The following is a 21,504-nucleotide window of genomic DNA, read 5'->3' as shown; positions in this document are numbered from 1 at the left end:
AACGGATTCGCTGGGGCGTTAACAACCTTTTCATCAAGAATTGGTCATCATCAGGGCAGATCGAACGGCGGCACAAAGCGGACCGGAGGCCAGGCTGATGGCGAATTCAGACGACCTTGTCCGCGAAAGGCGGGCCCGTCTTGCGGCGGAACGCCTGCTGAAACTGAAGCAGGACGAATTGCACGAAGCGAACCGCAAGCTGTCGGCGCATGCGCGTACGCTGTCGGAAGAGGTCGTCGAGAAACGCGAGGAAACTAAGGTTCTTCGGCAGGAAACTGACGCGGTGCGGACCGAACTGGAAACCGCGCGCGGCGCGATGATGATCGCGGAGCGTCGGCTTTGGGAATCGGTCGAGACGATACAGGACGGATTCGCGGTGTTCGATGGCAGCGGCGTCATGGTCGCGGCGAACTCGGCCTTCCTCACGCCGTTCGACGGGCTGGACTGCGTGGCGCCGGGGATCGCCTATCCGGACCTGCTGCGGGTCGCCGCGGAAGAGGGGCTGGTGGACACAGACGACGCCAGCCGCGAGGATTGGGTCGAAGACATGATGTGGCGCTGGCAGTCGCCCACGATCCCGCCGCGCGTCGTCAGGTTCTGGAACAACGTTTTCGTGCGGCTGGTCGACCGGCGGACCGAAGGGGGCGATACCGTCTCGCTGGCGCTGAACATCACCTCGACCATCCGGAACGAAGCGAAGCTGAAGCAGGCCCGTCACAAGGCCGAAGCGGCGAACCGCGCCAAGTCCGCTTTCCTTGCCAACATGAGCCACGAGATCCGGACACCGATGAACGGCGTCGTCGGTATGGCGCAACTGCTGGCGGATTCGCCTTTGGACGAAGAACAGCGTCTCTATGTCGAGACTATTCGATCGTCGGGCGAAGCGTTGCTGGTGCTGATCAACGACGTTCTCGACTATTCCAAGATCGAGGCAGAGCGCCTGACGCTGCACCCCGAGCCCTTCGATCTGGAGGTCGCCGTGTACGAGGTGGTGACGCTTTTGCGGCCCTCGGTCGGGACCAAGAAACTGTCGCTGCTGGTCGACTACGACACTTTCATGCCGACCCGGTTCATGGGCGATCCGGGCCGGGTTCGGCAGATCCTGACCAACCTTGTCGGCAACGCCGTCAAGTTCACCGAGACCGGGCATGTCATGATCCGCGTCTCTTGCCTGCCGGACGGAACCGGCGGCGCGCAGCGGGTGCATGTCACGGTCGAGGATACCGGGATCGGCATTTCAGAGGATCTGGCAGAGCACATATTCGGCGAGTTCAACCAGGTGGACGACGACCGAAACCGCCGGTTCGAGGGGACGGGGCTTGGCCTTGCGATCACAAAGCGGCTTGTCGAGATGATGGGCGGCCAGATCTGGGTCGATTCCGTCGTGGGCGAGGGGTCGAGTTTCGGGTGCTACCTTCAGCTGGAGCTTGCAGAGGATGCTGACGCCAAGGTGCCGGAGCCGCCGGGCTGGCTGGACCGCGTGCTGTTTCTGGACCCGGATGCTGACGCGCGCGACATCCTGCGGCGGCAGCTTGCGGCGCAGCGGGTCCGCGTGGTGGTTTGCGACGCCGCGCATGACCTTGCCGCCGCCGGTCCGGGCGACGGGGACGTGGTGCTGTTGGACGAGGATGTCCCACCGCCGGGCGCGCGGGGGCTGGCGGGCGATCTGCGTCGCGACGGCTTTACCGGGCCGATCTACCTGTTGTCGGCAGGCGCCACGCAGTCCGGCCCCGGCGTCGGGACCGAATTCGACGGCACGCTTCCGAAACCGCTAAGGCGGCTGGACGTGGTGCGGGCCTTGGCGACACGCGGCGCCCCGCGCCCCGCCCGGCAGACAACCAGCGCCTTCGGCCCACAGGAACGCCGGAGGATGCGGGTTCTGGCGGCCGAGGACAATCGGACCAACCGGCTGGTGTTCTCGAAGCTGGTGCAATCCGCCGACATAGACCTGCGGTTCGTCGAGAACGGGCGGCAGGCGGTCGACGCTTTCATCGCCGAACGGCCGGATATCGTGTTCATGGATATCTCGATGCCCGAGGTCGACGGCAGGCAGGCAACGCAAATGATCCGCGCGCATGAAGACGGCAGCGGCGCGGCGCCGGTGCCCGTCATCGCGATGACCGCGCATGCGATGGCCGGGGACGAGGAAAAGATCCTTGCCTGCGGGCTGGATCGATACATGACCAAGCCGCTGAAGAAGGACACGGTGCTTGGCTATCTGGAAGAATTCTGCCCCGACGCGTGTCTGTCGCCCTTGGGCGAAGCGTTGAAATCGGCTGTTTAGGGTCCGTTTGGCGCAGAGCCGCGGCACGAAAAACGCCCCGCAGACATCTGCGGGGCGTACGTTTCGTTCAGTCCGGCGCTGGTCGGGCTTGGATCAGGAATAGCCGTCCATCAGGCCCTTCATTATCTCCATCTCTTCGTCGGTCAGAGACGTCAGCGGAGTCCGCACCGGGCCGGTGTCGAAGCCGCGCAGCTTGACGCCCGCCTTGATCGCCGAGACGGCATAACCGGTCTTGCGGTCACGGATCTTGGCGAAGGGATAGTAGAAGTCGCGCAGCATCTGCTCGCATGTCGCGTCATCGTTGGCCTGAAACGCGGCGTGGAACTTCAGCGCGGTCTCGGGCACGAAGTTGAAAACCGCCGAGGAATAGGTGTGGACGCCCGCGCCGCGGAAGGCCTGCGCGAACAGTTCGTGCGTCGGCATGCCGCCGATGTAGGACAGGCGGTCGCCAAGACCGACGGTGATCCGCTTGACGGTGTCGATGTCGCCGGTGCCGTCCTTGAAGCCCACGAGGTTCGGGCAGTCGTCGGCCAGCCGCTTCAGGGTCGCGGCGGAACACACGGACGAGCCGCGGTTGTAGACGATGACGCCCATGTTGGTCGCGTTGCAGACGGCGCGGATATGCGCCTCGATCCCGTCCTGCGGCGCGCCGATCAGGTAATGCGGCAGCAGCAGGATGCCGTCGCCGCCCGCGGCTTCGATCGACTGGGCCAGTTCGCAGGCCAGCTTGGTGCCATAGCCGCACCCGGCAAGGATCGGCGCGTTCGGCTGCGCCTCTTTCGCGGTTTTTACCACGTCGACGATCTCGGACGGCGTCAGCGAGAACATCTCGCCCGTGCCGCCCGCCACGATCAGGCCCGCCACCGGGTGCGCCGACAGCCATTCGAGGTGCGCGCGGAAGGCGGACGGGTTGAATTCATCGTTCTCATCGAAAGGCGTGACGGGGAAGGACAGTAGACCAGAGCGGATGATGTCCTTCAGCTCGGTGGGCGATATCATGGGTTTTTCCGTTTGTTAGAGACGTTTTCTGTTTGGGTAAAGAAAAGCCCGCCCCGATGTGGGGCGGGCCGGTAAAGGCTTACTTCAGGTCGCCGGGCAGCAGGTCGTCAGGCATGTTCTGGTAACAGACCGGACGCAGGAACCGGCGGATCGACAGGGTGCCGACCGAGGTGGCGCCGAAGTTGGTCGAGGCCGGGAAGGGCCCGCCGTGGACCATCGCGTCGCAGACTTCCACGCCGGTCGGGAAACCGTTGACCAGAATGCGGCCCGCCTTGCGTTCCAGCACCGGCATCAGGCGCGCGCCCAGCGCGGTGTCGCCATTGTCCATGTGCAGGGTCGCGGTCAGCTGACCCTCGAACCCGCGCGCCAGCTTTTCCATGTCGTCCGGGCCATCGACGCGGACGACCAGACCAAGCGGGCCGAAGACTTCTTCGCCCAATGCGTGATCCTGCAGGTAGGCGTCGACGCGGGTCTGGTACAGGTTCGGGCTGGCGTTGCGGCCTTCGCTGTCGGTGACCAGCACCGGTTCCACCGCATTGCGGCCGTCGAAGCGCGACTTGCCGTTGCGATAGGCGTCGGCGATGCCGTCGGTCAGCATGCACTGGGTTGCGACACCCTTCAAAGCCTCGGCCGCCGCGGTGACAAAGGCGTCACCCTCGGGGCCTTCCTGAACCACGGCGATGCCGGGGTTGGTGCAGAACTGGCCCGCGCCCATGGTCAGCGACCCGGCCCAGCCTTCGCCGATGGCCTTGCCACGCGACTTCACGGCCTCGGGCAGGATGAACATCGGGTTGACCGAGCCCAGCTCGCCGAAGAACGGGATCGGGTCCGGGCGCTGGGCGCACAGGTCAAACAGCGCCCGGCCACCGCCAAGCGAGCCGGTGAAGCCGACGGCGCGGATCAGCGGGTGCTGCACCAGCGTGGTGCCCACGTCGCGCTTGCCGCCCTGGATCAGGCTGAAGACGCCGGGATGCAGGCCGCAGGACTTGATCGCGGCGTCGATGGCCTGCGCCACGATCTCGCCGGTGCCGGGGTGGGCCGAGTGGCCTTTCACGACGACGGGGCAACCGGCGGCCAGCGCGGCGGCGGTGTCGCCCCCGGCGGTCGAGAAGGCCAGCGGGAAGTTCGAAGCGCCGAAGACGGCGACCGGGCCAATCGGGCGCTGCACCATTTTCAGGTCGGGACGCGGCAGCGGCTGACGGTCGGGCAGGGCCTCGTCATGGCGGCGGTCCAGATAGTCGCCCTTCAGGATGTGGTCCGCGAACAGGCGCAGCTGGCCGGTGGTGCGGCCACGCTCGCCGTTCAGGCGGCCTTCGGGCAGGCCGGATTCCTCGACGCCGATCTTGGTGATCGCTTCGGCACGGGCCTCGATCTCGTCCGCGATGGCGTTCAGGAACTTGGCGCGGGTCTCGCGCGTGGAATAGCCGTACTCCCAGAACGCCTCTTCCGCAGCTTCGCAGGCGGCGTTGACGTGGGCGGGGGTGCCGACCGAGAAAGTGTTCGCCTCGCCCGAAGAGGGCTCGCTGGTGAACGTCGCGTCGCCCATGACCCAGTCGCCGGCGATAAGGTGTTTTCCTGTCAGTGTCATCGTCATCTCCTAAAGCAGATTGCGGCCGGCCAGATTGCGCATCAGCGCGGCCAGCCCGAAGGTCCATTCCGGGCATTCAGTGGAAAGCCGGACGGTGTTGGTAAGGGCGCCGAGGCCATCGCAGGCGATGGTCACACGGTCCCCGATATGGTGGGTGAAGCCCTGTCCGGGTTCGTCGCGGTCCTCGGTCGGCGCGAACAGCGTGCCAAGGAAAAGCATGAAGCCGTCGGGATACTGGTGGTGCCGCCCAACCGTCTGTTTCACCAGGTCGGTCGGGTCGCGGCTGATCTTGGACATCAGCGAGTGGCCGTTCAGGACGAAACCGTCTTCGCCCTCGACCGTCAGGTCCAGTTCGGCGTTGCGCACGTCGTCAAGGCTGAAGGTATCGTCGAACAGCCGGATCATCGGCCCGATCGCGCAGGACGCGTTGTTGTCCTTTGCCTTGGACAGCAGCAGGGCAGAGCGGCCTTCCACGTCGCGGAGGTTGACGTCGTTGCCCAGCGTCGCGCCAAGGATCTCGCCGCGCGAGTTCACGGCCAGCACGACCTCGGGCTCGGGGTTGTTCCAGTTCGACATCGGGTGCAGGCCCACGTCCGCGCCGGTGCCGACCGAGGACAGCGTTTGCGCCTTGGAAAACACCTCGGCGTCCGGGCCGATGCCGACCTCAAGGTATTGCGACCACATGCCAAGCTCGATCAGCTCTTGCTTGACCTTGGCCGCCTTGGGCGAGCCCGCTTCGATCTGGTCAAGGCTGTCGCCGATGATCTCGGACACGCGCTTGCGGATCTCGGACGCCTTGTCGGGATCGCCCGCGGCCTGTTCCTCGATCACACGTTCGACCATCGACTGCGCGAAGGTCACGCCGCAGGCCTTGATCGCCTGCAGGTCGCAGGGCGCAAGCAGGGTCACGTCCCCCGGCGCACCGACGTCGGTGCCGGTCGCACCGCGCACATAGGCGGCGGGGTCGTCCATCTCCATGATGTCGCGAACGGTCGGCGCTTCTTTCGACGTGATGTCGATCAGGCGACCGTCGCGCAGCGTGACCACCGCCGGGCCGACGTCCAGCTGGACCCGGCCAAGCCAAAGGCCCCGCTGTTCTTTTTCATTCAGTTCCATTGCGTTCCTCCGCATTTCGGGCGGACCCTTTCAAATAGCGGAGGTGTCTGCAAGGCGACCTCACATGGTCGTTTCATGACAGCACCCCGATCTGCCACGGGGCGAATTCTTCCTCGCCCACGCCCAGCAATTCGGACTTCGACGCCTCGCCGCTGGCGATGGCGAGGATCTTGGCGAAGATCTCTTCTCCCATTTCGTCCAGCGACGACTCGCCGTCGATGACCTTGCCGCAGTTGATGTCCATGTCGCCTTCCATCCGGGTGAACATGGTCGAGTTCGAGGCCAGCTTGATCGTCGGCGCGGGGTAGCTGCCGAAGCAGGAACCGCGGCCCGTGGTAAAACAGATCAGGTTCGCGCCGCCCGCGATCTGGCCAGTGGCAGAGACCGGGTCGAAGCCGGGTGTGTCCATCAGGACAAGGCCCTTTTCAGTCACTGGATAGGCGTATTCGTAGACCGCGTTGATGCCGGTCGAGCCGCCCTTCTTGGACCCGCCCAGAGATTTCTCGATCACGTTCGCCAGCCCGCCCGCCTGATTGCCGGGGCTGACGGTGCCATTGATCTGGGTGTCGCGGCCCTTGTTGTAGTCCAGCCACCAGTTGATCCGGGCGATGAACTGGCGGCCGATCTCTTCGGATTTCGCGCGGGACGTCAGGGTGTGCTCGATGCCGTACAGTTCGGAGGTTTCCGACAGGATCGCGGTACCGCCGTTCCGCACGAGGATGTCGACCGCCTTGCCCAGCGCGGGGTTCGCGGACAGGCCCGAAAAGCCGTCCGAGCCACCGCACTGCAGACCGATCATGATGTGCTCGGCGCTGGCGGGTTCGCGTTCGATGCGGTTGGCGTCTTCCAGCATCTCGCGGATGACGGCCTTGCCTTCCTCGACCGCGTTCAGCGTACCGCCGATCTGCTGCATGGTGACCGTCCGCAGCATCTTGCCGGTGGCAAGGCTTTCGGCCTCCATGAACTTTTGCAGGTTGTTCCGCTCGCATCCCAGCGAGCAGACCAGCGCGCCCGCCGTGTTCGGATGGCGGATATAGCCTGCCAGCGTGCGCCGCAGAAGGTCCAGCGGTTCGCCGGACTGTTCCATCCCGCAGCCCTGTTCGTGGATAAAGGCGACAACGCCGTCCACGTTGGGGTACTCGGCCAACCGTTCCTCGTCGAAATAGCGGCTGATCTTGCGGGCCACGGTGGCCGCGCAGTTCACCGTGATGAAGATGCCGATCATGTTGCGCGTGCCATAGCGGCCATCGGCGCGCGGGTAGCCCAGGAAGGTCGCGCGCTGGGCCTCGGGCAGCACATCCGCAGCCACGTAGTCCTGCGCGTAGCGATAGTCCTTCTGGAAATCGTCCATCAGCACGTTGTGCGTATGCAGCCAGTCGCCGGGGACGATGTCTTCGCCTGCGAACCCGATGATCGTGTCGTACTTGCGCACCGGGTCGCCCTTGGAGATGGCCTGCGTCGCGACCTTGTGGCCCATCGGAATGTCGTGGTTTGTCGTGACGCCCTCGGACGGAATCGAGACGCCGGCCGCGATGTCATCGCGCGCGACCACCACGTTGTCCGCGGGGTCGAGCCGGATGACCGGGTTTCGTGTCAGCGTTTCTGTCGGCATGTTCTGTCCTTGGGATCGGTCCGGGTCATGCCCGGACCTGCGTTTGGCTTCAGCGACCGTTCGCCTTGCGCCACTCTGCGAACTTTTCGAGGTTCTCTTCCTTCGTCGCCGGGTACAGACCGATGATGGTTGCGCCACCCTTGACCTGTTCGACCACGAAATCCTCGTAAGCCGTCATCTCGACCGCCTCGTCGGCGACCTCGTCGGCCATGTGCGCGGGGATGATGATGACGCTGTCGTCGTCGCCGACCACGATGTCGCCCGGGAACACGGGCGCACCGCCGCAGCCGATCGGCACGTTGATGTCGATGGCTTCGTTGATGGTCAGGTTGGTCGGGCTGGACGGGCGGTTGTGATACGACGGCATATCCAGCTCGCCGATGCGCATTGCGTCTCTAAAACCGCCATCAGTGACGACTCCGGCCCCGCCGCGCACCATCAGACGGGTGATCAGGATGTCACCGGCAGATGCCGCATAAGCGTCGCGGCGGCTGTCCATCACGAAGACATGGCCCGGCGGGCATTCCTCGATCGCCTTGCGCTGCGGATGCTCGGGGTTGCGGAACTCGGCCAGCGTGTTGCGGTCCTCGCGGGCGGGCATGTAGCGCAGGGTGAAAGCGGGGCCCACCATGTTCTCGCCCTTGGCTTTCACCGGGTGCACGTCCTGGATCACCTGGTTGCGCAGGCCGCGCTTGTACAGCGCGGTGCACAGGGTCGCCACGCTGACGGTCTTCAGCTTTTCCAGCGTTTCGGGTTTCACGTCGGTCATTGTCTTCCTCAGCTTGCAGCGCGGGACAGAAGGCCCGCGTCGTCCATGAATGCCTTGAGCCGCGACGTCTGGTCGTCCGACAGCGGCCATGCCGCCGGGGGACGGACGCCGCCGCAGTCCTCGCCCATCATCGCCAGTGCCGCCTTGACGCCCGGCACGTTGGCGCCGCCCTGTTCCTCGGCGCGGATGTCCTCGAACACCTGCATCCCGGCGATCAGGTCGCGCGCCTTGGCGTAGTCGCCCGCCTCCAGCGCAGCCGAGATCGCAACCGAGCGTTCCGGCCACACGTTGATCAGCCCCGAGGTGAAGCCGCGCGCGCCGACGGCATAGAAAGTGGGCGCCCAGACCTCGGCCAGCCCGCCGACCCAGATGATTTCCTCGGGCGAGGCTTCCATCGCCGCCTTCAGCTTCATCGGGTTGGGGGTGGCCCACTTCACGCCCACGACACCCGGAACCGAGCACAGCGCGGCGATGGCGTCGGTGCCGATGCCGTCGTTGCGCAGGTACAGGACCATGGGCAGGTTGTTCCCCGCCTCGGACACCGCCTTGACGTAGTCGACCACGCCGCGCGGGGCGACGAAGGGATCGGGCGGCTGATGGATCATCAACGCCGACGCGCCGGCGGCGGCAGAGGCTTTGGCCAGGCGGCAGGCGTCGGGCAGCGCGCGGCCAACACCGGCGATCAGCGGGCAGCGTCCGCGGATGTGACCGGCAGAGGCGGTGACCATCGCGATCGCCTCTTCCGTGGTCAGCGAGTAGAACTCGCCCGTGTTGCCGTTGGCCGTCAGGATGTGCACGCCCGCTTTCAGCGCACGCTCGACAATCGGTCCCTGCTTTTCGGGGGCGATGTTGCCGTCGGCGTCGTAAGGGGTTGCAAGAATTCCGGAAATCCCGGTGAGGGCGGTTTTCAGATCGGTCATTTCAATACCTCGAAGGAGCGTTTGCCCATGGCTTTCTGGATTTCGTAGATCGAGCCCTTGGTCGGCGGCAGGGGCTGCGGAATGCGCACCGGCACCTTGGCCATGCGCGGTTCCAGGGTCGGCGCGCCGCACAGCATCCGCGCATCGAACTCTTCCAGCGATGCGGGGAAGGTGTTCTGCCCGAAGATCGGGAACGCGTCGGCGGCCATCATCTCGAAAAAGATGATCCGGCGGTCCTGCGTCGACGTGTTCAGCGCCGAGCCGTGCAGGATGCGCCCGTGGTGGATCGAGATCGACCCGGCGGGCCCCATCAGCGGCACAGCGTCGGCCATGTCGATGCCTTCGGCCGCCAGATCGACCGCACCCGCGAAATAGCCGTTGTGATGGTGGTCGAGAACCGGGCCGCGATGCGTGCCTGGAAGAACCATCAGCGGGCCGTTCGCTTCGGTCATGTCGTCGATGATGACGCCCACGGCCAGCACGTCGTCGTTGGTATAGGGGTAAAAGGCCCAGTCCTGGTGCCATTCGACCGCCGCGCCGTAGCCCGCCGACTTCATGTTCAGCTTGGTGGTCTGCATCCGCACGTCGGGACCGATCAGGTCGCGGACAGGTGCAAGGATGTGGTCGGACCGCAGCAGGTCGTTCACCACCTCGGACTGGGTGTGCGGCAGCTTCACCCGCCGGATGCGCGGATCGTCGGGGGTGTGGCTGTCTTCAAGGTCGATCTTGTCGTCCGAGGCGGTCATGCCCCGGGCGACTTCGGTGAACCGGGCGATCTCTTGCCGGATCCGGTCCATGATCGTGGCGGGCACCCGATCCTCGAGGATCAGGTACCCCTGTTCCTCGTAGAACGCCTTTTGGGCGTCTGTGAGGACTTCGCTCATTCCCGGCCTCTTTCGCCGATGTCCTGCGTCGAAACCGTCCAGTCCCGCGCCTTGCTGGACAGGGTCAGGCCAAGGCCCGGCCGGTCCGGCACGGCGACGCGACCGTCCGAGATTTCCAGGCGCTCGTCGAAAAGCGGCTCTAACCAGTGGAAATGCTCGATCCACGGTTCTTCCGGGAACGCGGCGGCAAGGTGGACGTGCAGTTCCATCAGCCAATGCGGTGCGATCTGCACGCGGTGCGCCTCGGCCATGGTCATCGCTTTCAGGAACGGGGTCACGCCGCCGATCCGCAGCGCGTCGACCTGACTGACGTCGCAGCCGCCCTTCTGCACCAGCTGGATCGCCTCGGTCGGCGAGGTCAGCATCTCGCCTGTCGCGATGGGCGTGGCGAGATTGCGCGCCAGTTCGGCGTGGCCCTCGATATCCAGCGCGTCCAGCGGTTCCTCGATGAACTCCAGCCCGACCTCGTCGACGATCTTGCCGAACTGCAGGGCATAGGCGCGGTCCCATTGCTGGTTCGCGTCGATCATGAACGCGATGTTGTCCGGCAGATGGTCGCGCATCGCCATGATGCGTTTCAGGTCTTCCTGCCCGTCCGGCTGGCCGACCTTCATCTTGATGCCGCCGATGCCCAGGGCGAGTGAGCGATCGGCGGCGGCCTTCATTTCGTCAATCGACGCCTGAAGGTACTGGCCCTGCGAATTGTAAATCCGCAGGGTATCCCGGTGCGCGCCCAGCAGCTTGGCCAGTGGCAGGCCCGCCTTCTTGGCCTTCATGTCCCACAGCGCGGTGTCGAATGCGCCGATGGTCTGGTAGGACATGCCGCCCTGACCCAGCGAGTTGGTCTGCCAGCGCAGCAGTTCCCAAAGACGGCCGATGTCGTTGGGGTCGTGGCCCATGATCCGGTCGGCGATCTCGCAGGCCAGCGCGAACATGCCAGAGCCGCCGGCGCGCAGCGTATAGGCGAAGCCCATGCCGCGATGGCCGTTCTCGGACACCATCTCGCACGAGATGATGTCGACGGCGGCCAGCGGAGACTGGCGGCCGGTCAGAACCTTGGCGTCCGACAGCGGGTTTTCCAGCGGCAGGACGATGTGCGACAGGGTCATCCCCTTGATCGCGTCCTGCGTCGCCTTGCCTTTAGGAGCGCCGCCGAAAGGTTGTCGGGCCGCGATGCGGCGGGTGGACAGGTCAAGAGCCATCAGAAGATCACCGGTTCGTCTACGGGTTTGCCGAATTCCGTTTTCAGGAAGTCGAAGTCGCAGCCCTTGTCGGCCTGCTCGATGTGCTGGCTGAACATCCAGCCGTATCCGCGTTCATAGCGCGGCGGCGGCGGGGTCCATGCGGCGCGACGTTCGGCCATCTCCTCGTCGCTGATCTTCACGTTCAGCGACCGGTTCGGCACGTCCAGTTCGATGATGTCGCCGGTCTTCACCAACGCAAGCGGACCGCCGATATAGGCCTCGGGCGCGACGTGCAGGATGCAGGCGCCGAAGCTGGTGCCGGACATGCGCGCGTCCGACAGGCGCACCATGTCGCGGTGGCCGTGCTTCAGCAGCGCCTTGGGCATCGGGATCATGCCCCATTCCGGCATCCCCGGCCCGCCCTGCGGACCCGCGTTGCGCAGGATCAGCACGTGGTCGGGGGTCATGTCGTAGTCGGGATCGTCGATGATCTTCTTCATTTCCGGATAGCTGTCCGCAACGATCGCGGGGCCGCTGTGCTTGTGGAACTTCGGATCGCAGGCGGCGGGCTTGATCACCGCGCCATCGGGGGCAAGGTTGCCTTTCAGCAGCGCCAGCGAGCCCTCGGCATAGACCGGGTTCGACAGCGGGCGGATCACATCGGTGTTGTAGTTCACCGCGCCTTCCAGCCCTTCGCCCATCGTCTTGCCGGTGACGGTGATGGCGCTGAGGTCCAGCTTGTCGCCCAGTTCCTTCATCAGCGCGCGCAGGCCGCCCGCGTAGAAGAAATCCTCCATCAGATATTCCTTGCCGGACGGGCGGACGTTGGCGATCACCGGAACCTCGCGGCTGAGCCGGTCGAAGTCGGGCAGACCCCAGTCGATGCCCGCGCGGCGCGCCATCGCGATCAGGTGGATCACTGCGTTGGTCGAACAGCCCGTCGCCATGGCGACCGTCGTGGCGTTCTCTGCCGCCTGTTTAGTGACGATCTTGTCCGGCGTCAGGTCTTCCCACACCATCTCGACCGCGCGGCGGCCGCAGGCGGCGGACATGCGTTTGTGGTTGACGTCATTGGCCGGGATCGACGAGGCGCCGGGCAGGCACAGGCCGAACCCCTCGGCAATCGCGGTCATGGTCGACGCGGTGCCCATCGTCATGCAGTGGCCGTCGGACCGCGCGATGCCGCCCTCGATGCCCTTCCATTCCTCTTCCGTGATGGTGCCCGCGCGCAGCTCGTCCCAGTACTTGAACGCGTCAGAGCCGGACCCCAGAACCTTGCCCGCATAGTTCCCGCGCAGCATCGGTCCGGCGGGCAGGTAGATGAACGGGAAGCCCCAGCTAAGCGCGCCCATGACAAGCGCCGGCGTGGACTTGTCGCAGCCGCCCATAAGCACCGCGCCGTCGCAGGGATGGGCGCGCAGGGTCTCTTCGACCTCCATCGCGCCCATGTTGCGGTACAGCATGGACGTTGGCTTCAGGAACTGTTCCGAGTGCGAGTGCACCGGCAGTTCCATCGGCAGGCCGCCCGCCTGAAGGATGCCGCGCTTTACCCATTCCACGCGGTCCTTGAAGTGCATGTGACAGGGCTGCGCCTCGGACCACGTGTTGATGATGCCGATGACCGGCTTGCCTTCCCAGTCTTCGTGCCCCAGCCCCATCTGCATGGCCCGCGACCGGTGCCCGAAGCTGCGGAAGTCGTTCGCGGCGAAGAAGCGGGCGGACCGCAGGTCTTCGTAGCGCTTGCCGGTCTTGTCGTCTTTCATGGTGTTTCCTCAGGAAATCGGCGTCGCGAAGTGGTGCAGGGTGTAGATCAGCACCACCGTGAGGATGACACCGGCGATCCAGGGCCACTTGCCGTATCCGTCGATGTCATCGCGGCTGTCTCTTCCGATCATGTCAGTCTCCTCAGTTCAAAAGTTCGGGCAGCCACAGGGCGATTTGCGGGAAGATCATCACAAGGATGAGGCCGCAGATCTGCAGCCCGATAAAGGGCAGCACCGCCAGAAAGATCTCCTGCAGCGTGACGTCCTTCGGCGCGACCGATTTCAGCCAGAAACAGGCGGGTCCGAAGGGCGGCGACAGGAAGTAGATCTGGATGTTCATCACGAACAGGATGCCGAACCAGATCTTGGCCTGATCCTCGGTCAGACCCAGTTCCGGCGCAAGGGTCATCACCACGGGGGCGAAGACCGGCACGGTGATGAACACGATCGCGATCCATTCCATGAAGGTGCCCAGCACCATCAGGATCAGCATCATCACAAGGATCGTGCCCATCGCCGACAGGCCAAGATCAAGGAACAGTGACCGCATGAAGTCGCCGCCGCCCACAAGGTTGAAGATCCCGATGAAGCTGACCGCGCCCAGCACCAGCCAGATGATCGTGCCGACGGTGGTCATCGACCCGATCAGGGCGGCCGAGATGACCTCCCATTTGAACTGGTGGCGCACCGCGGCCACGAACAGCGAGCCGATGCAGCCCACCGCCGCGGCCTCGGTCACCGAGGCGACGCCGCCATAGATCGAGCCCATCACGGCGCCGATCAGCAGGATGCAGAGGATAACCGCGGTCAGACGGTCCTTGGACAGTTTCTGTTCCTTGCCCGACATCTGCGCCACTTCGGCGGCGGTCGGGGCAAGGCTGTGGTTCAGGTTCACCCGCAGCAGCACATAGCCGGCATAGAACACGGCCAGCATGACACCCGGCGTGGCGCCCGCCATGAAAAGGTCGCCGATGCCGACCTCGGCCGACAGACCGTAGACGATCATGATGATCGACGGCGGGATCAGGGTCGCCAGCGCGCCAGAGGCGCAGATCAGGCCGATAGTCAGCTTGCGGTCATAGCCAAGGCGGAACATCTGCGGCAGGGCGACAAGCCCCAGCATCACGATCTCGCCGCCCATGACGCCCGACATGGCGGCAAGGATCACGGCCACGACGGTGGTCTGCACCGCGACGCCGCCGCGAAGGTTGCCGGCGAAGATCGACATCGCGTCGAACAGGTCCTCGGCGATGCCGGCGCGTTCAAGGATCGAAGCCATCAGCACGAAGAACGGCACCGCGACCAGCGTGTAGTGCTCTAGCAGACCCGCCGCGTTGGACGAGACAAGGAAAAGCCCACGCGGCCCGAAGAACCCGATGGCCATGATCACCGACACGATCAGCGTGACGATGCCCAGCGGCATGCCGGTCATCATCAGCGCGATCAGCAGGATGACCATGATGATCGACACGGTGCCAAGATCCATCGCGCGCATGTTCAGCGCCTTCGAGGGATCCAGCGATGCGCCGACATTGCTGAAGAAGCCCGAGATCGTCTCGGCAATCGACACGCCAAAGGCTTCCGCAAGGAAGGCCGAGACGAAGTAGATCACGAAGTAGACGCCGACCGCCTTCACAACCAGTCGCGCGACGGGCGAGGCGAAGTGACGATGCAGGTTCACCATCAGCTGGGTCAGATACAGGAACGCGCCCGCGACCATCAGCGATTTCAGCATCATCGGCAGCGGCGAGTTGAACGCCGAGCCCGATTTCTCAAGCCGCTCGACAGAGATATAGGCGCGGATCGCGGCGTCGGTCAGCAGCATGTACAGCGCGACGACCCCGACGATCATCGCAAACAGGTCCAGCCACCAGCGGGTGTTGTCGGACGCGATGTTGTGGAAGACGGTGATGCCGATGTGGCGTTGTTTCATCGTGATGTAGCCCGACGACAGCATCCATGCCGCGGCGCACAGCATCATCACGGTCTCGAAAGCCCAGTAGGTCGGCGCGTTCAGCAGATAGCGCGAGAAGACCTCGTACAGCGTGGCCAGCGCGGCGGCCATGTAGAACACCGAGATCATGATGCCGACAAGGTGGCTGACGTGATCCACGGGCGTGTAATCGGCGCGCGACAGGCCCTCTTCCTCGTGAATTGGGTCATCGCCCGCCACTTCAAGCGGTGCGTCCTGCAGGCGCTCTTCGTATTCGCGGCTCATAGCTGGCCCCTCTCCCCCCACGCGGCGCGGATTGTTTCCGGCGTCCGCCTCGTCTGTCTGTTGTGGTTTGCTCGTGCCCGGTGGTCCGGGTCGGTCCTTGATGCCCGGCCTCCTCCCGGCCGGGTGGTGCCGCGCCCGGTTGATCCGGGCGCGGCGATGGCGGCCTTACAGCAGGCCGGCCTGTTCCATGAACGCGATGTGTGCGTCGTAGACTTCCTTGGCGAGATCGGACTGCGAGGCGAAATCGGACCAGGCTTCCTGGGCGATCTTGCGCAGCGCGTCGCGCTCTTCCTGCGGCCAGTCGATGATCTCCAGCTCACCGGCGGCCTTGTCACGGGCGACCAGCTGACGGTCGAGACGGTCGAAGTACTGGCGCAGGCCGTTGTAGGCCGCGAGGTACCACGTCTCGAGCGCGACCTGCTCGGCCGGGGTCAGTTCGTCCCACACCATCTGCGAGACGGTGAACTGCAGGATCGGGGTCGAGTGGATGCCCGGGAAGATCGGGTACTTGGCGATCTTGTGCATCCCGTTGGCGTCGTTGTTGGCGTAAGCCGAGTTGTCAGCCGCGTCGATCACGCCTTTTTCCAGAGCGCCGTAGGTTTCTGAACCGGACATCGACACCGGCGCGGCGCCTGCGCGCTTGAACACGTCGGCGGCAAGGCCTTCGGGCGAGCGGATCTTCAGACCCGCAAGATCGGCAACGCCACGAACCGGCACTTTAGAGACGAAAGCTTCGCGTGCGTAGGCACCGCAGCCCACCACGTGAACACCTTCGAAATGCGCGTCGAACAGCTTTTGCAGCATTTCCTTGCCGCCGCCCTGAGCGCAGAAGGCCTGGATCTGGTCGGCGCTGTCATAGCCCGCAATCAGGTCGCCCATCAGCGCGAAGGCCGGATCGACACCGGCGAAGTAGTTGATCGACGTCAGGTCGCCATCAAGGATGCCGACGCTGATCGCTTCGGCGGTTTCGCGGCGCGGAACCACTGCGTCGACCGGCAGAAGCTCGACGGTCAGGCTGCCGCCGGTCATCTCTTCCAGCTTCGGCACCCATTCCTCGTTCAGATAGGCCAGCGACGCGTGGCTGGCGTTGGACGAGGTCTGGATCTTCAGCACCCGGTCCGCTGCATCGGCGGTGAAGCCGGTGATTCCAAGCATGGCGACGGTCGCGACGGCCGTGCCCAATCCCTTGATATTCATTCTGTTCCTCCCGTTACGCTCGGTATGCGCGACGCCGGTCTCTCCTCTTGCGACGTCGAACAGGCCAACTAATATATTAGTCACCTAGTTGAAGCAACCGGCTTCCCGACATATGGTAAGACGGACCGGGCCGGGTGATTGCGCGGCGCGGAAGCGGTCGAAGAGGAGCAGCATGGACTTGTCTGCCGAAGGTTTGGTGCGGGGCGGGACAGCCCGGATCGATGGCGGGGGAACCGCTGTCGACCGGGTTTACGAAGACCTGCGCGCCCGAATCATCGACATGCAGCTTGTTCCCGACGCCACGCTTGGCCGCAGCGAACTGGCGCAAGAGTACGGGGTCAGCCAGACGCCGGTGCGCGAGGCATTGCAAAGGCTGGAAGAGGATGGGCTGGTCCGGATCTTCCCGCAGTCGAAAACCGTGGTGGCGCGGATCGACGAGGCGCAGTTGAAAGAGGTGCATTTCCTGCGCGTCGCGATCGAGACCGAAGTGGTGCGCCGGATGGCCGAAAAGGGCGACATGGCCGCGTTGAAGCGGGCGCGCAGTTTCGTCCGAATGCAGGAGGCGCTGCAGGATGACCCGTCGCAAATGGTGCTGTTCAACGAACTGGACCGCGCGTTTCACCTGACCCTGTTCGAGACGGTCGGCGTGCCGGCGCTGCACGCGATGCTGGCGCGTCGGCTGGGACACCTCAGTCGCTGTCAGCGGCTGGAACTGCCGCGCAAGGGCAAGATGTCAGAGATCATCCACGGCCATCTTGCGGTGGTCGAAGGCATTGCGTCGGGCAACCCCGAGCTTGCCGCCGCCGCCATGCGCGGCCATATCGGCGCGACCATCCGGCGGATCGCAACCCTGCGCGACGAGTTCCCGGATTACTTCGAGGGCGGCACCGCCTGACCCTGCGCGTCAGCCGGCCTTCGCAAGACGTTCCGCTTCCACCTGCCATGTGGCGTCCGACAGCCGGAACTGCCCCACCATCTCGCCCAGCCGCGCCGAGCTTCCGTCCAGCCCGATGACGGCGGCATGAGTCTCTTCCGCCATGGCGGCATTCCGCTGGGTTAGTGTCTCTATATTGGTGACGGACTGGTTGATTTTCTCGAACGCTGCGGCCTGGTTTTCGGCGCGCTCGGCGATCTCTGCCATCAGGCCATTGATCTCTTTCACCCGCTCAGAGGTGCTGTCCAGCGTGGTGCCGACTTCTTTCAACACCTTAGCGCCGCGCCCGACATGGTCCGAACTCGTCTCGATCAGGTCGCGGATCGTGCGCGCGTTCTCGGCGGTGCGCTGGGCAAGCTGCCGGACCTCTTGAGCGACGACGGCAAAGCCGGACCCGGCGTCGCCAGCGCGCGCGGCCTCTACCGCCGCGTTCAGGGCCAGAAGGTTTGTCTGCATCGAAATCTCGTCGATCACCGACACGATCTTCTCAATCTCCAATGAACTGCGAGAGATCGCGCCCATGGCATCGTCGGCCTGCGCCATCACCACGCCGGACCGTTCGACCAGCGTGTTGGCCTCTGCCGCGGCGCCGTTGGCGCGGCGGGCGGTGCCGGCGTTGGTCCGCACCGCGTCGCTGACCTGATCCACCGCCGTGACCGTCTGTTCCAGCATCCTTGCCTGTTCCTCGGTCCGGTCGGCGAGTTCCGAGATCGCGCGCGCGATTTCCGAAACGCTGCCAGACACTTCCTCGGTGCTGCCGGCGATGCCGGTCATCGTGCTTTCAAGGCTTTCGGTCGCTGCATTGAAGTTGTCGCGCGCGTCGGAAATCTTGGCGGGGGCATCGTCGCCGACGCGATAGGTCAGGTCGCGGTCGGCCAGCGCGTTCAGCGCCGCACCCAGCACCGCGCGGGCCCGCGCATCTTCTTCGGCCTCTTTCCGGAAGTACTCGCCCATCGTGACGGTGAGATCCGCGAAGACAGACGCCACCGCGCTTTCGGCCATGCGGTTGCGGTCTTCGGGCGTTTCGCCGTCGCAGGCGTCCAGCAGGGCAGAGACCATCTTTCCGCAGTAGACGCCGTAACCCTTCAGATAGGTGGCATAGTCGGTCATCGAGGCGATGTTTTCGGCGAGTTGCGTTTGCAGGGCAAAGTAATCGTCCGAGAAATCGCCACGCGCGATGAACCCGAACTTCGCCTTTTCGGCGGCGAACAGGTCATCCGGGACGGCGGGCATTTCGGGGTCCACCTGCCGGTAGGCGTCCAGCAACACGTCGCGAAGGCGGGGCAGCACGCGGTCGTGCACCTGTTCCCCGACCTTCCGGTCAGCGTCATCCCATGGCTTCACCACGTCCCTGATCGGTACGGACATCAGCATCTCCGGCATCTGCGTCGGGGCGCTGATGCCATGCGGGGGCTTAGGATTCGGTAAAGCCAAAAGACAAGGGCCGCCCGAAATGCCGGGCGGCCCTGTCTGTTCCGAATGAGACGGCGATCAAAAGTCGAGGTTCTCGACGCTGAGCGCGTTCTGCTGGATGAACTCGCGGCGCGGTTCCACCACGTCGCCCATCAGCTTGGTGAAGATGTCGTCGGCCTCTGCCACGTCCTCGACCTTGACCTGCAGCAGAGTGCGCGCCTCGGGGTCCAGCGTGGTTTCCCAAAGCTGGTCCGGGTTCATCTCGCCCAGACCCTTATAGCGTTGCAGCGTCAGGCCGCGCTCGCCCTCTTCAAGGATTGCGTCCAGCAGGTCGATGGGGCCGTAAATCTTCTGCCCGCGGTCGCGGCGCATCAGATCGGACGGGTTGCGGTACACGTCGCGCGACTGGGCCGAGATCTCGGACAGGCGCCGTGCCTCGCCCGACCGCAGGATTGCGCCGTCAAGCGTGCGGATCTCTTCGACGCCGCGCAGAACGCGCGACAGGCGAATGCCCTTGTCCTGTGTAATCCGCCCCTGCCAGCCGCGCTCGTATTCCTCGGCCACCATATCAAGACGCGCGGCCACGGTATCGGCAACGGCCTGCAGGTCTGCGTCGGCCTTGCCCGGATCGAACGCGCCGGCCAGCGCGGCCTGTTCAAGGATGTTGCGCGGATAGTGGGTCGGGAACGCCTCAAGGATGCGGCGGAAGCTGCGCGCGGCCTCGACCACGCGATGCAGGTCGGCGCCGGCGATTTCCTCGCCGGTGTTCAGCCGCAGCACCGCCCCCTCGATCCCCTGCTGGATCAGGTAATCCTCCAGCGCGGGCACGTCCTTGATATAGACCTCGGACTTGCCGCGGCTCACTTTGTACAGCGGCGGCTGCGCGATATAGAGATACCCGCCCTCGATCAGTTCGGGCATCTGCCGGAAGAAGAACGTCAGCAGCAGCGTCCGGATGTGCGCGCCGTCGACGTCGGCGTCGGTCATGATGATGACCTTGTGATAGCGCAGCTTCTCGATGTTGAACTCGTCGCGCCCGATGCCGGTGCCCAGCGCCATCACGAGGTTGCCGATCTCCTGGCTGCCCAGCATCCGGTCGAAACGGGCGCGTTCCACGTTCAGGATCTTTCCCCGCAGCGGCAGGATCGCCTGCGTGCGCCGGTCGCGGCCCGTCTGCGCAGAACCGCCGGCCGAGTCACCCTCGACAAGGAACAGTTCGCGGTTGCGCGGGTCCTTGTCGGAACATTCCTTCAACTTGCCCGCCAGATACGACACGTCGTTCGTCGTCTTCTTGCGCGTCATCTCGCGCGCCTTGCGGGCGGCTTCGCGCGCCAGCGCGGCTTCGACGATCTTGCCGACGATCATCTTGGCCTGCTGCGGGTTCTCTTCGAACCACTCGGCCAGCTTCTCGTTCATCAGGCCCTCGACAGCCGGACGCACCTCGGAGCTGACCAGCTTGTCCTTGGTCTGGGACGAGAACTTGGGATCCGGCACCTTCACCGACAGGACACAGGTCAGACCCTCGCGGGCGTCGTCGCCCGACAGGTTCACCTTTTCCTTCTTCACGATGCCCGACGACCCGGCGTACAGGTTGATCGTGCGGGTCAGCGCCCCACGGAAACCGGCAAGGTGGGTGCCGCCGTCACGCTGCGGGATGTTGTTGGTGAAGGGCAGCACCATCTCGTTGTAGCTGTCGTTCCACCACATCGCGACTTCGACGGTGATCCCCTCGCGCTCGCCCACGACGAAGATCGGCTCGTCGATCAGCGGTGTCTTGCTGCGGTCGAGATAACGGACGAATTCCTTCACCCCGCCTTCGTAGTGCAGGTCGGTTTCCAGCGGTTCCGCCGGACGCTCGTCACGCAGGGTGATCCGCACGCCAGAGTTCAGGAACGCCAGTTCGCGCAGGCGGTGCTCCAGCGTCTTGAAGCTGTACTCGAGGTTCGAGAACGTGTCGGTCGATGCAAGGAAGCGGACGCGCGTGCCCTTCATGCCCTCGGCATCGCCGACGACCTCGAGATGGCGCACGGTCTCGCCGGTTTCGAACCGGGCAGAGTATTCCTTGCCGTTGCGCCAGATGGTCAGTTCCAGCCAGTCGGACAGGGCGTTCACCACCGAGACGCCGACGCCGTGCAGACCGCCGGACACCTTGTACGAGTTCTGGTCGAACTTACCGCCAGCGTGCAGCTGGGTCATGATGACCTCGGCGGCAGAGACGCCTTCCTCGGGGTGCAGGTCCACCGGAATCCCGCGGCCGTTATCGCTAACGGAAATACTGGAATCGTCATGGATGGTCACGGTCACGCGATCGGCATGACCGGCCAAAGCCTCGTCGATGCCGTTGTCCACGACCTCGTAGACCATGTGGTGCAGACCCGAGCCGTCGTCAGTGTCCCCGATATACATGCCGGGGCGCTTGCGAACGGCTTCCAAGCCTTTGAGAACTTTAATAGAATCGGCGCCGTATTCGTCCGGCTGCCGGGCTGCTTCGGCCATGCGGAGGTCCCTTGTTCTTGTTGCTGATTTTATACGCGTTTGTGGGGGGATTGTCACGTCAGATACCCAACATTTGGTATCCGGAACCGGGGTTTGCCCCCGTTTCTGCCGGTTGCCCGGCGCGGGC

At 64.7% G+C, this 21,504-nt stretch carries 16 protein-coding genes; 2 read left to right on the top strand and 14 right to left on the bottom strand.

Features of this window, described 5'->3' with window-relative positions:
- Window positions 1–97: 97 nt before the first annotated feature.
- Complete coding sequence (locus ACP156_RS08915) at window positions 98–2,284, top strand: ATP-binding protein (protein ID WP_425050962.1); 2,187 nt, start codon at window positions 98–100, stop codon at window positions 2,282–2,284.
- 93 nt (window positions 2,285–2,377) lie between these two features.
- Here ACP156_RS08915 and ACP156_RS08910 read toward each other — a convergent pair whose 3' ends face one another.
- The 12 genes from ACP156_RS08910 to ACP156_RS08855 all read right to left on the bottom strand — a co-directional run bounded on the left by ACP156_RS08910 (window position 2,378) and on the right by ACP156_RS08855 (window position 16,534).
- Window positions 2,378–3,280, bottom strand: coding sequence for a 5-dehydro-4-deoxyglucarate dehydratase (locus ACP156_RS08910; RefSeq protein ID WP_425051889.1), 903 nt, complete (start codon window positions 3,278–3,280; stop codon window positions 2,378–2,380).
- A gap of 82 nt (window positions 3,281–3,362) precedes the next feature.
- Entirely contained in the window at window positions 3,363–4,877 is a 1,515-nt protein-coding gene (locus ACP156_RS08905; protein ID WP_425050961.1) for an aldehyde dehydrogenase (NADP(+)), read from the bottom strand.
- Between the two features lie 3 nt (window positions 4,878–4,880).
- Window positions 4,881–5,987, bottom strand: a complete 1,107-nt coding sequence (locus ACP156_RS08900; RefSeq protein ID WP_425050960.1) for a fumarylacetoacetate hydrolase family protein — start codon at window positions 5,985–5,987, stop codon at window positions 4,881–4,883.
- A gap of 73 nt (window positions 5,988–6,060) precedes the next feature.
- Window positions 6,061–7,599: a UxaA family hydrolase gene (locus ACP156_RS08895; RefSeq protein ID WP_425050959.1), complete on the bottom strand. Its 1,539-nt coding sequence runs from the start codon at window positions 7,597–7,599 to the stop codon at window positions 6,061–6,063.
- Between the two features lie 49 nt (window positions 7,600–7,648).
- Window positions 7,649–8,368 (bottom strand): ribonuclease activity regulator RraA, encoded by a 720-nt coding sequence (locus tag ACP156_RS08890; protein ID WP_425050957.1) that lies wholly within the window; start codon window positions 8,366–8,368, stop codon window positions 7,649–7,651.
- 8 nt (window positions 8,369–8,376) lie between these two features.
- On the bottom strand, window positions 8,377–9,288 hold the full coding sequence (locus tag ACP156_RS08885) for a dihydrodipicolinate synthase family protein (protein ID WP_425050956.1): 912 nt from the start codon (window positions 9,286–9,288) through the stop codon (window positions 8,377–8,379).
- Complete coding sequence (locus tag ACP156_RS08880; RefSeq protein ID WP_425050955.1) at window positions 9,285–10,172, bottom strand: phytanoyl-CoA dioxygenase family protein; 888 nt, start codon at window positions 10,170–10,172, stop codon at window positions 9,285–9,287. Before ACP156_RS08880 ends, ACP156_RS08885 begins: the two co-directional genes overlap by 4 nt.
- Window positions 10,169–11,374, bottom strand: a complete 1,206-nt coding sequence (locus ACP156_RS08875) for an L-talarate/galactarate dehydratase (protein ID WP_425050954.1) — start codon at window positions 11,372–11,374, stop codon at window positions 10,169–10,171. Before ACP156_RS08875 ends, ACP156_RS08880 begins: the two co-directional genes overlap by 4 nt.
- Entirely contained in the window at window positions 11,374–13,119 is a 1,746-nt protein-coding gene (gene araD, locus ACP156_RS08870) for an L-arabinonate dehydratase (protein ID WP_425050953.1), read from the bottom strand. Before araD ends, ACP156_RS08875 begins: the two co-directional genes overlap by 1 nt.
- Window positions 13,120–13,128: 9 nt before the next feature.
- Window positions 13,129–13,251 carry a dihydroxy-acid dehydratase gene (locus ACP156_RS08865; protein WP_425050952.1) on the bottom strand — a complete coding sequence of 41 codons (123 nt, stop codon included), beginning with the start codon at window positions 13,249–13,251 and terminating at the stop codon, window positions 13,129–13,131.
- A 10-nt stretch (window positions 13,252–13,261) separates the two neighbouring features.
- Window positions 13,262–15,337, bottom strand: coding sequence for a TRAP transporter large permease subunit (locus tag ACP156_RS08860; protein WP_425050951.1), 2,076 nt, complete (start codon window positions 15,335–15,337; stop codon window positions 13,262–13,264).
- A 165-nt stretch (window positions 15,338–15,502) separates the two neighbouring features.
- Window positions 15,503–16,534 carry a TRAP transporter substrate-binding protein gene (locus ACP156_RS08855; RefSeq protein WP_425050950.1) on the bottom strand — a complete coding sequence of 344 codons (1,032 nt, stop codon included), beginning with the start codon at window positions 16,532–16,534 and terminating at the stop codon, window positions 15,503–15,505.
- 172 nt (window positions 16,535–16,706) lie between these two features.
- Between ACP156_RS08855 and ACP156_RS08850 the strand changes: the two genes are divergently transcribed.
- A complete protein-coding gene (locus ACP156_RS08850) occupies window positions 16,707–17,429 on the top strand; it encodes a GntR family transcriptional regulator (RefSeq protein WP_425050949.1) in 723 nt (240 codons plus the stop codon).
- 9 nt (window positions 17,430–17,438) lie between these two features.
- On the opposite strand, the gene ACP156_RS08845 is transcribed toward ACP156_RS08850, so the two are convergent.
- On the bottom strand, window positions 17,439–18,836 hold the full coding sequence (locus ACP156_RS08845; protein WP_425050948.1) for a methyl-accepting chemotaxis protein: 1,398 nt from the start codon (window positions 18,834–18,836) through the stop codon (window positions 17,439–17,441).
- Between the two features lie 123 nt (window positions 18,837–18,959).
- A complete protein-coding gene (gyrB, locus tag ACP156_RS08840; RefSeq protein WP_425050947.1) occupies window positions 18,960–21,377 on the bottom strand; it encodes a DNA topoisomerase (ATP-hydrolyzing) subunit B in 2,418 nt (805 codons plus the stop codon).
- Between the last annotated feature and the right edge of the window lie 127 nt (window positions 21,378–21,504).

The organism is Psychromarinibacter sp. S121 (assembly GCF_049801035.1).
In the GTDB taxonomy this organism is placed as follows: domain Bacteria; phylum Pseudomonadota; class Alphaproteobacteria; order Rhodobacterales; family Rhodobacteraceae; genus Psychromarinibacter.
The sequence above is the reverse complement of the archived record's forward strand: the minus strand, read 5'-3'. Positions and strand labels throughout refer to the sequence as shown.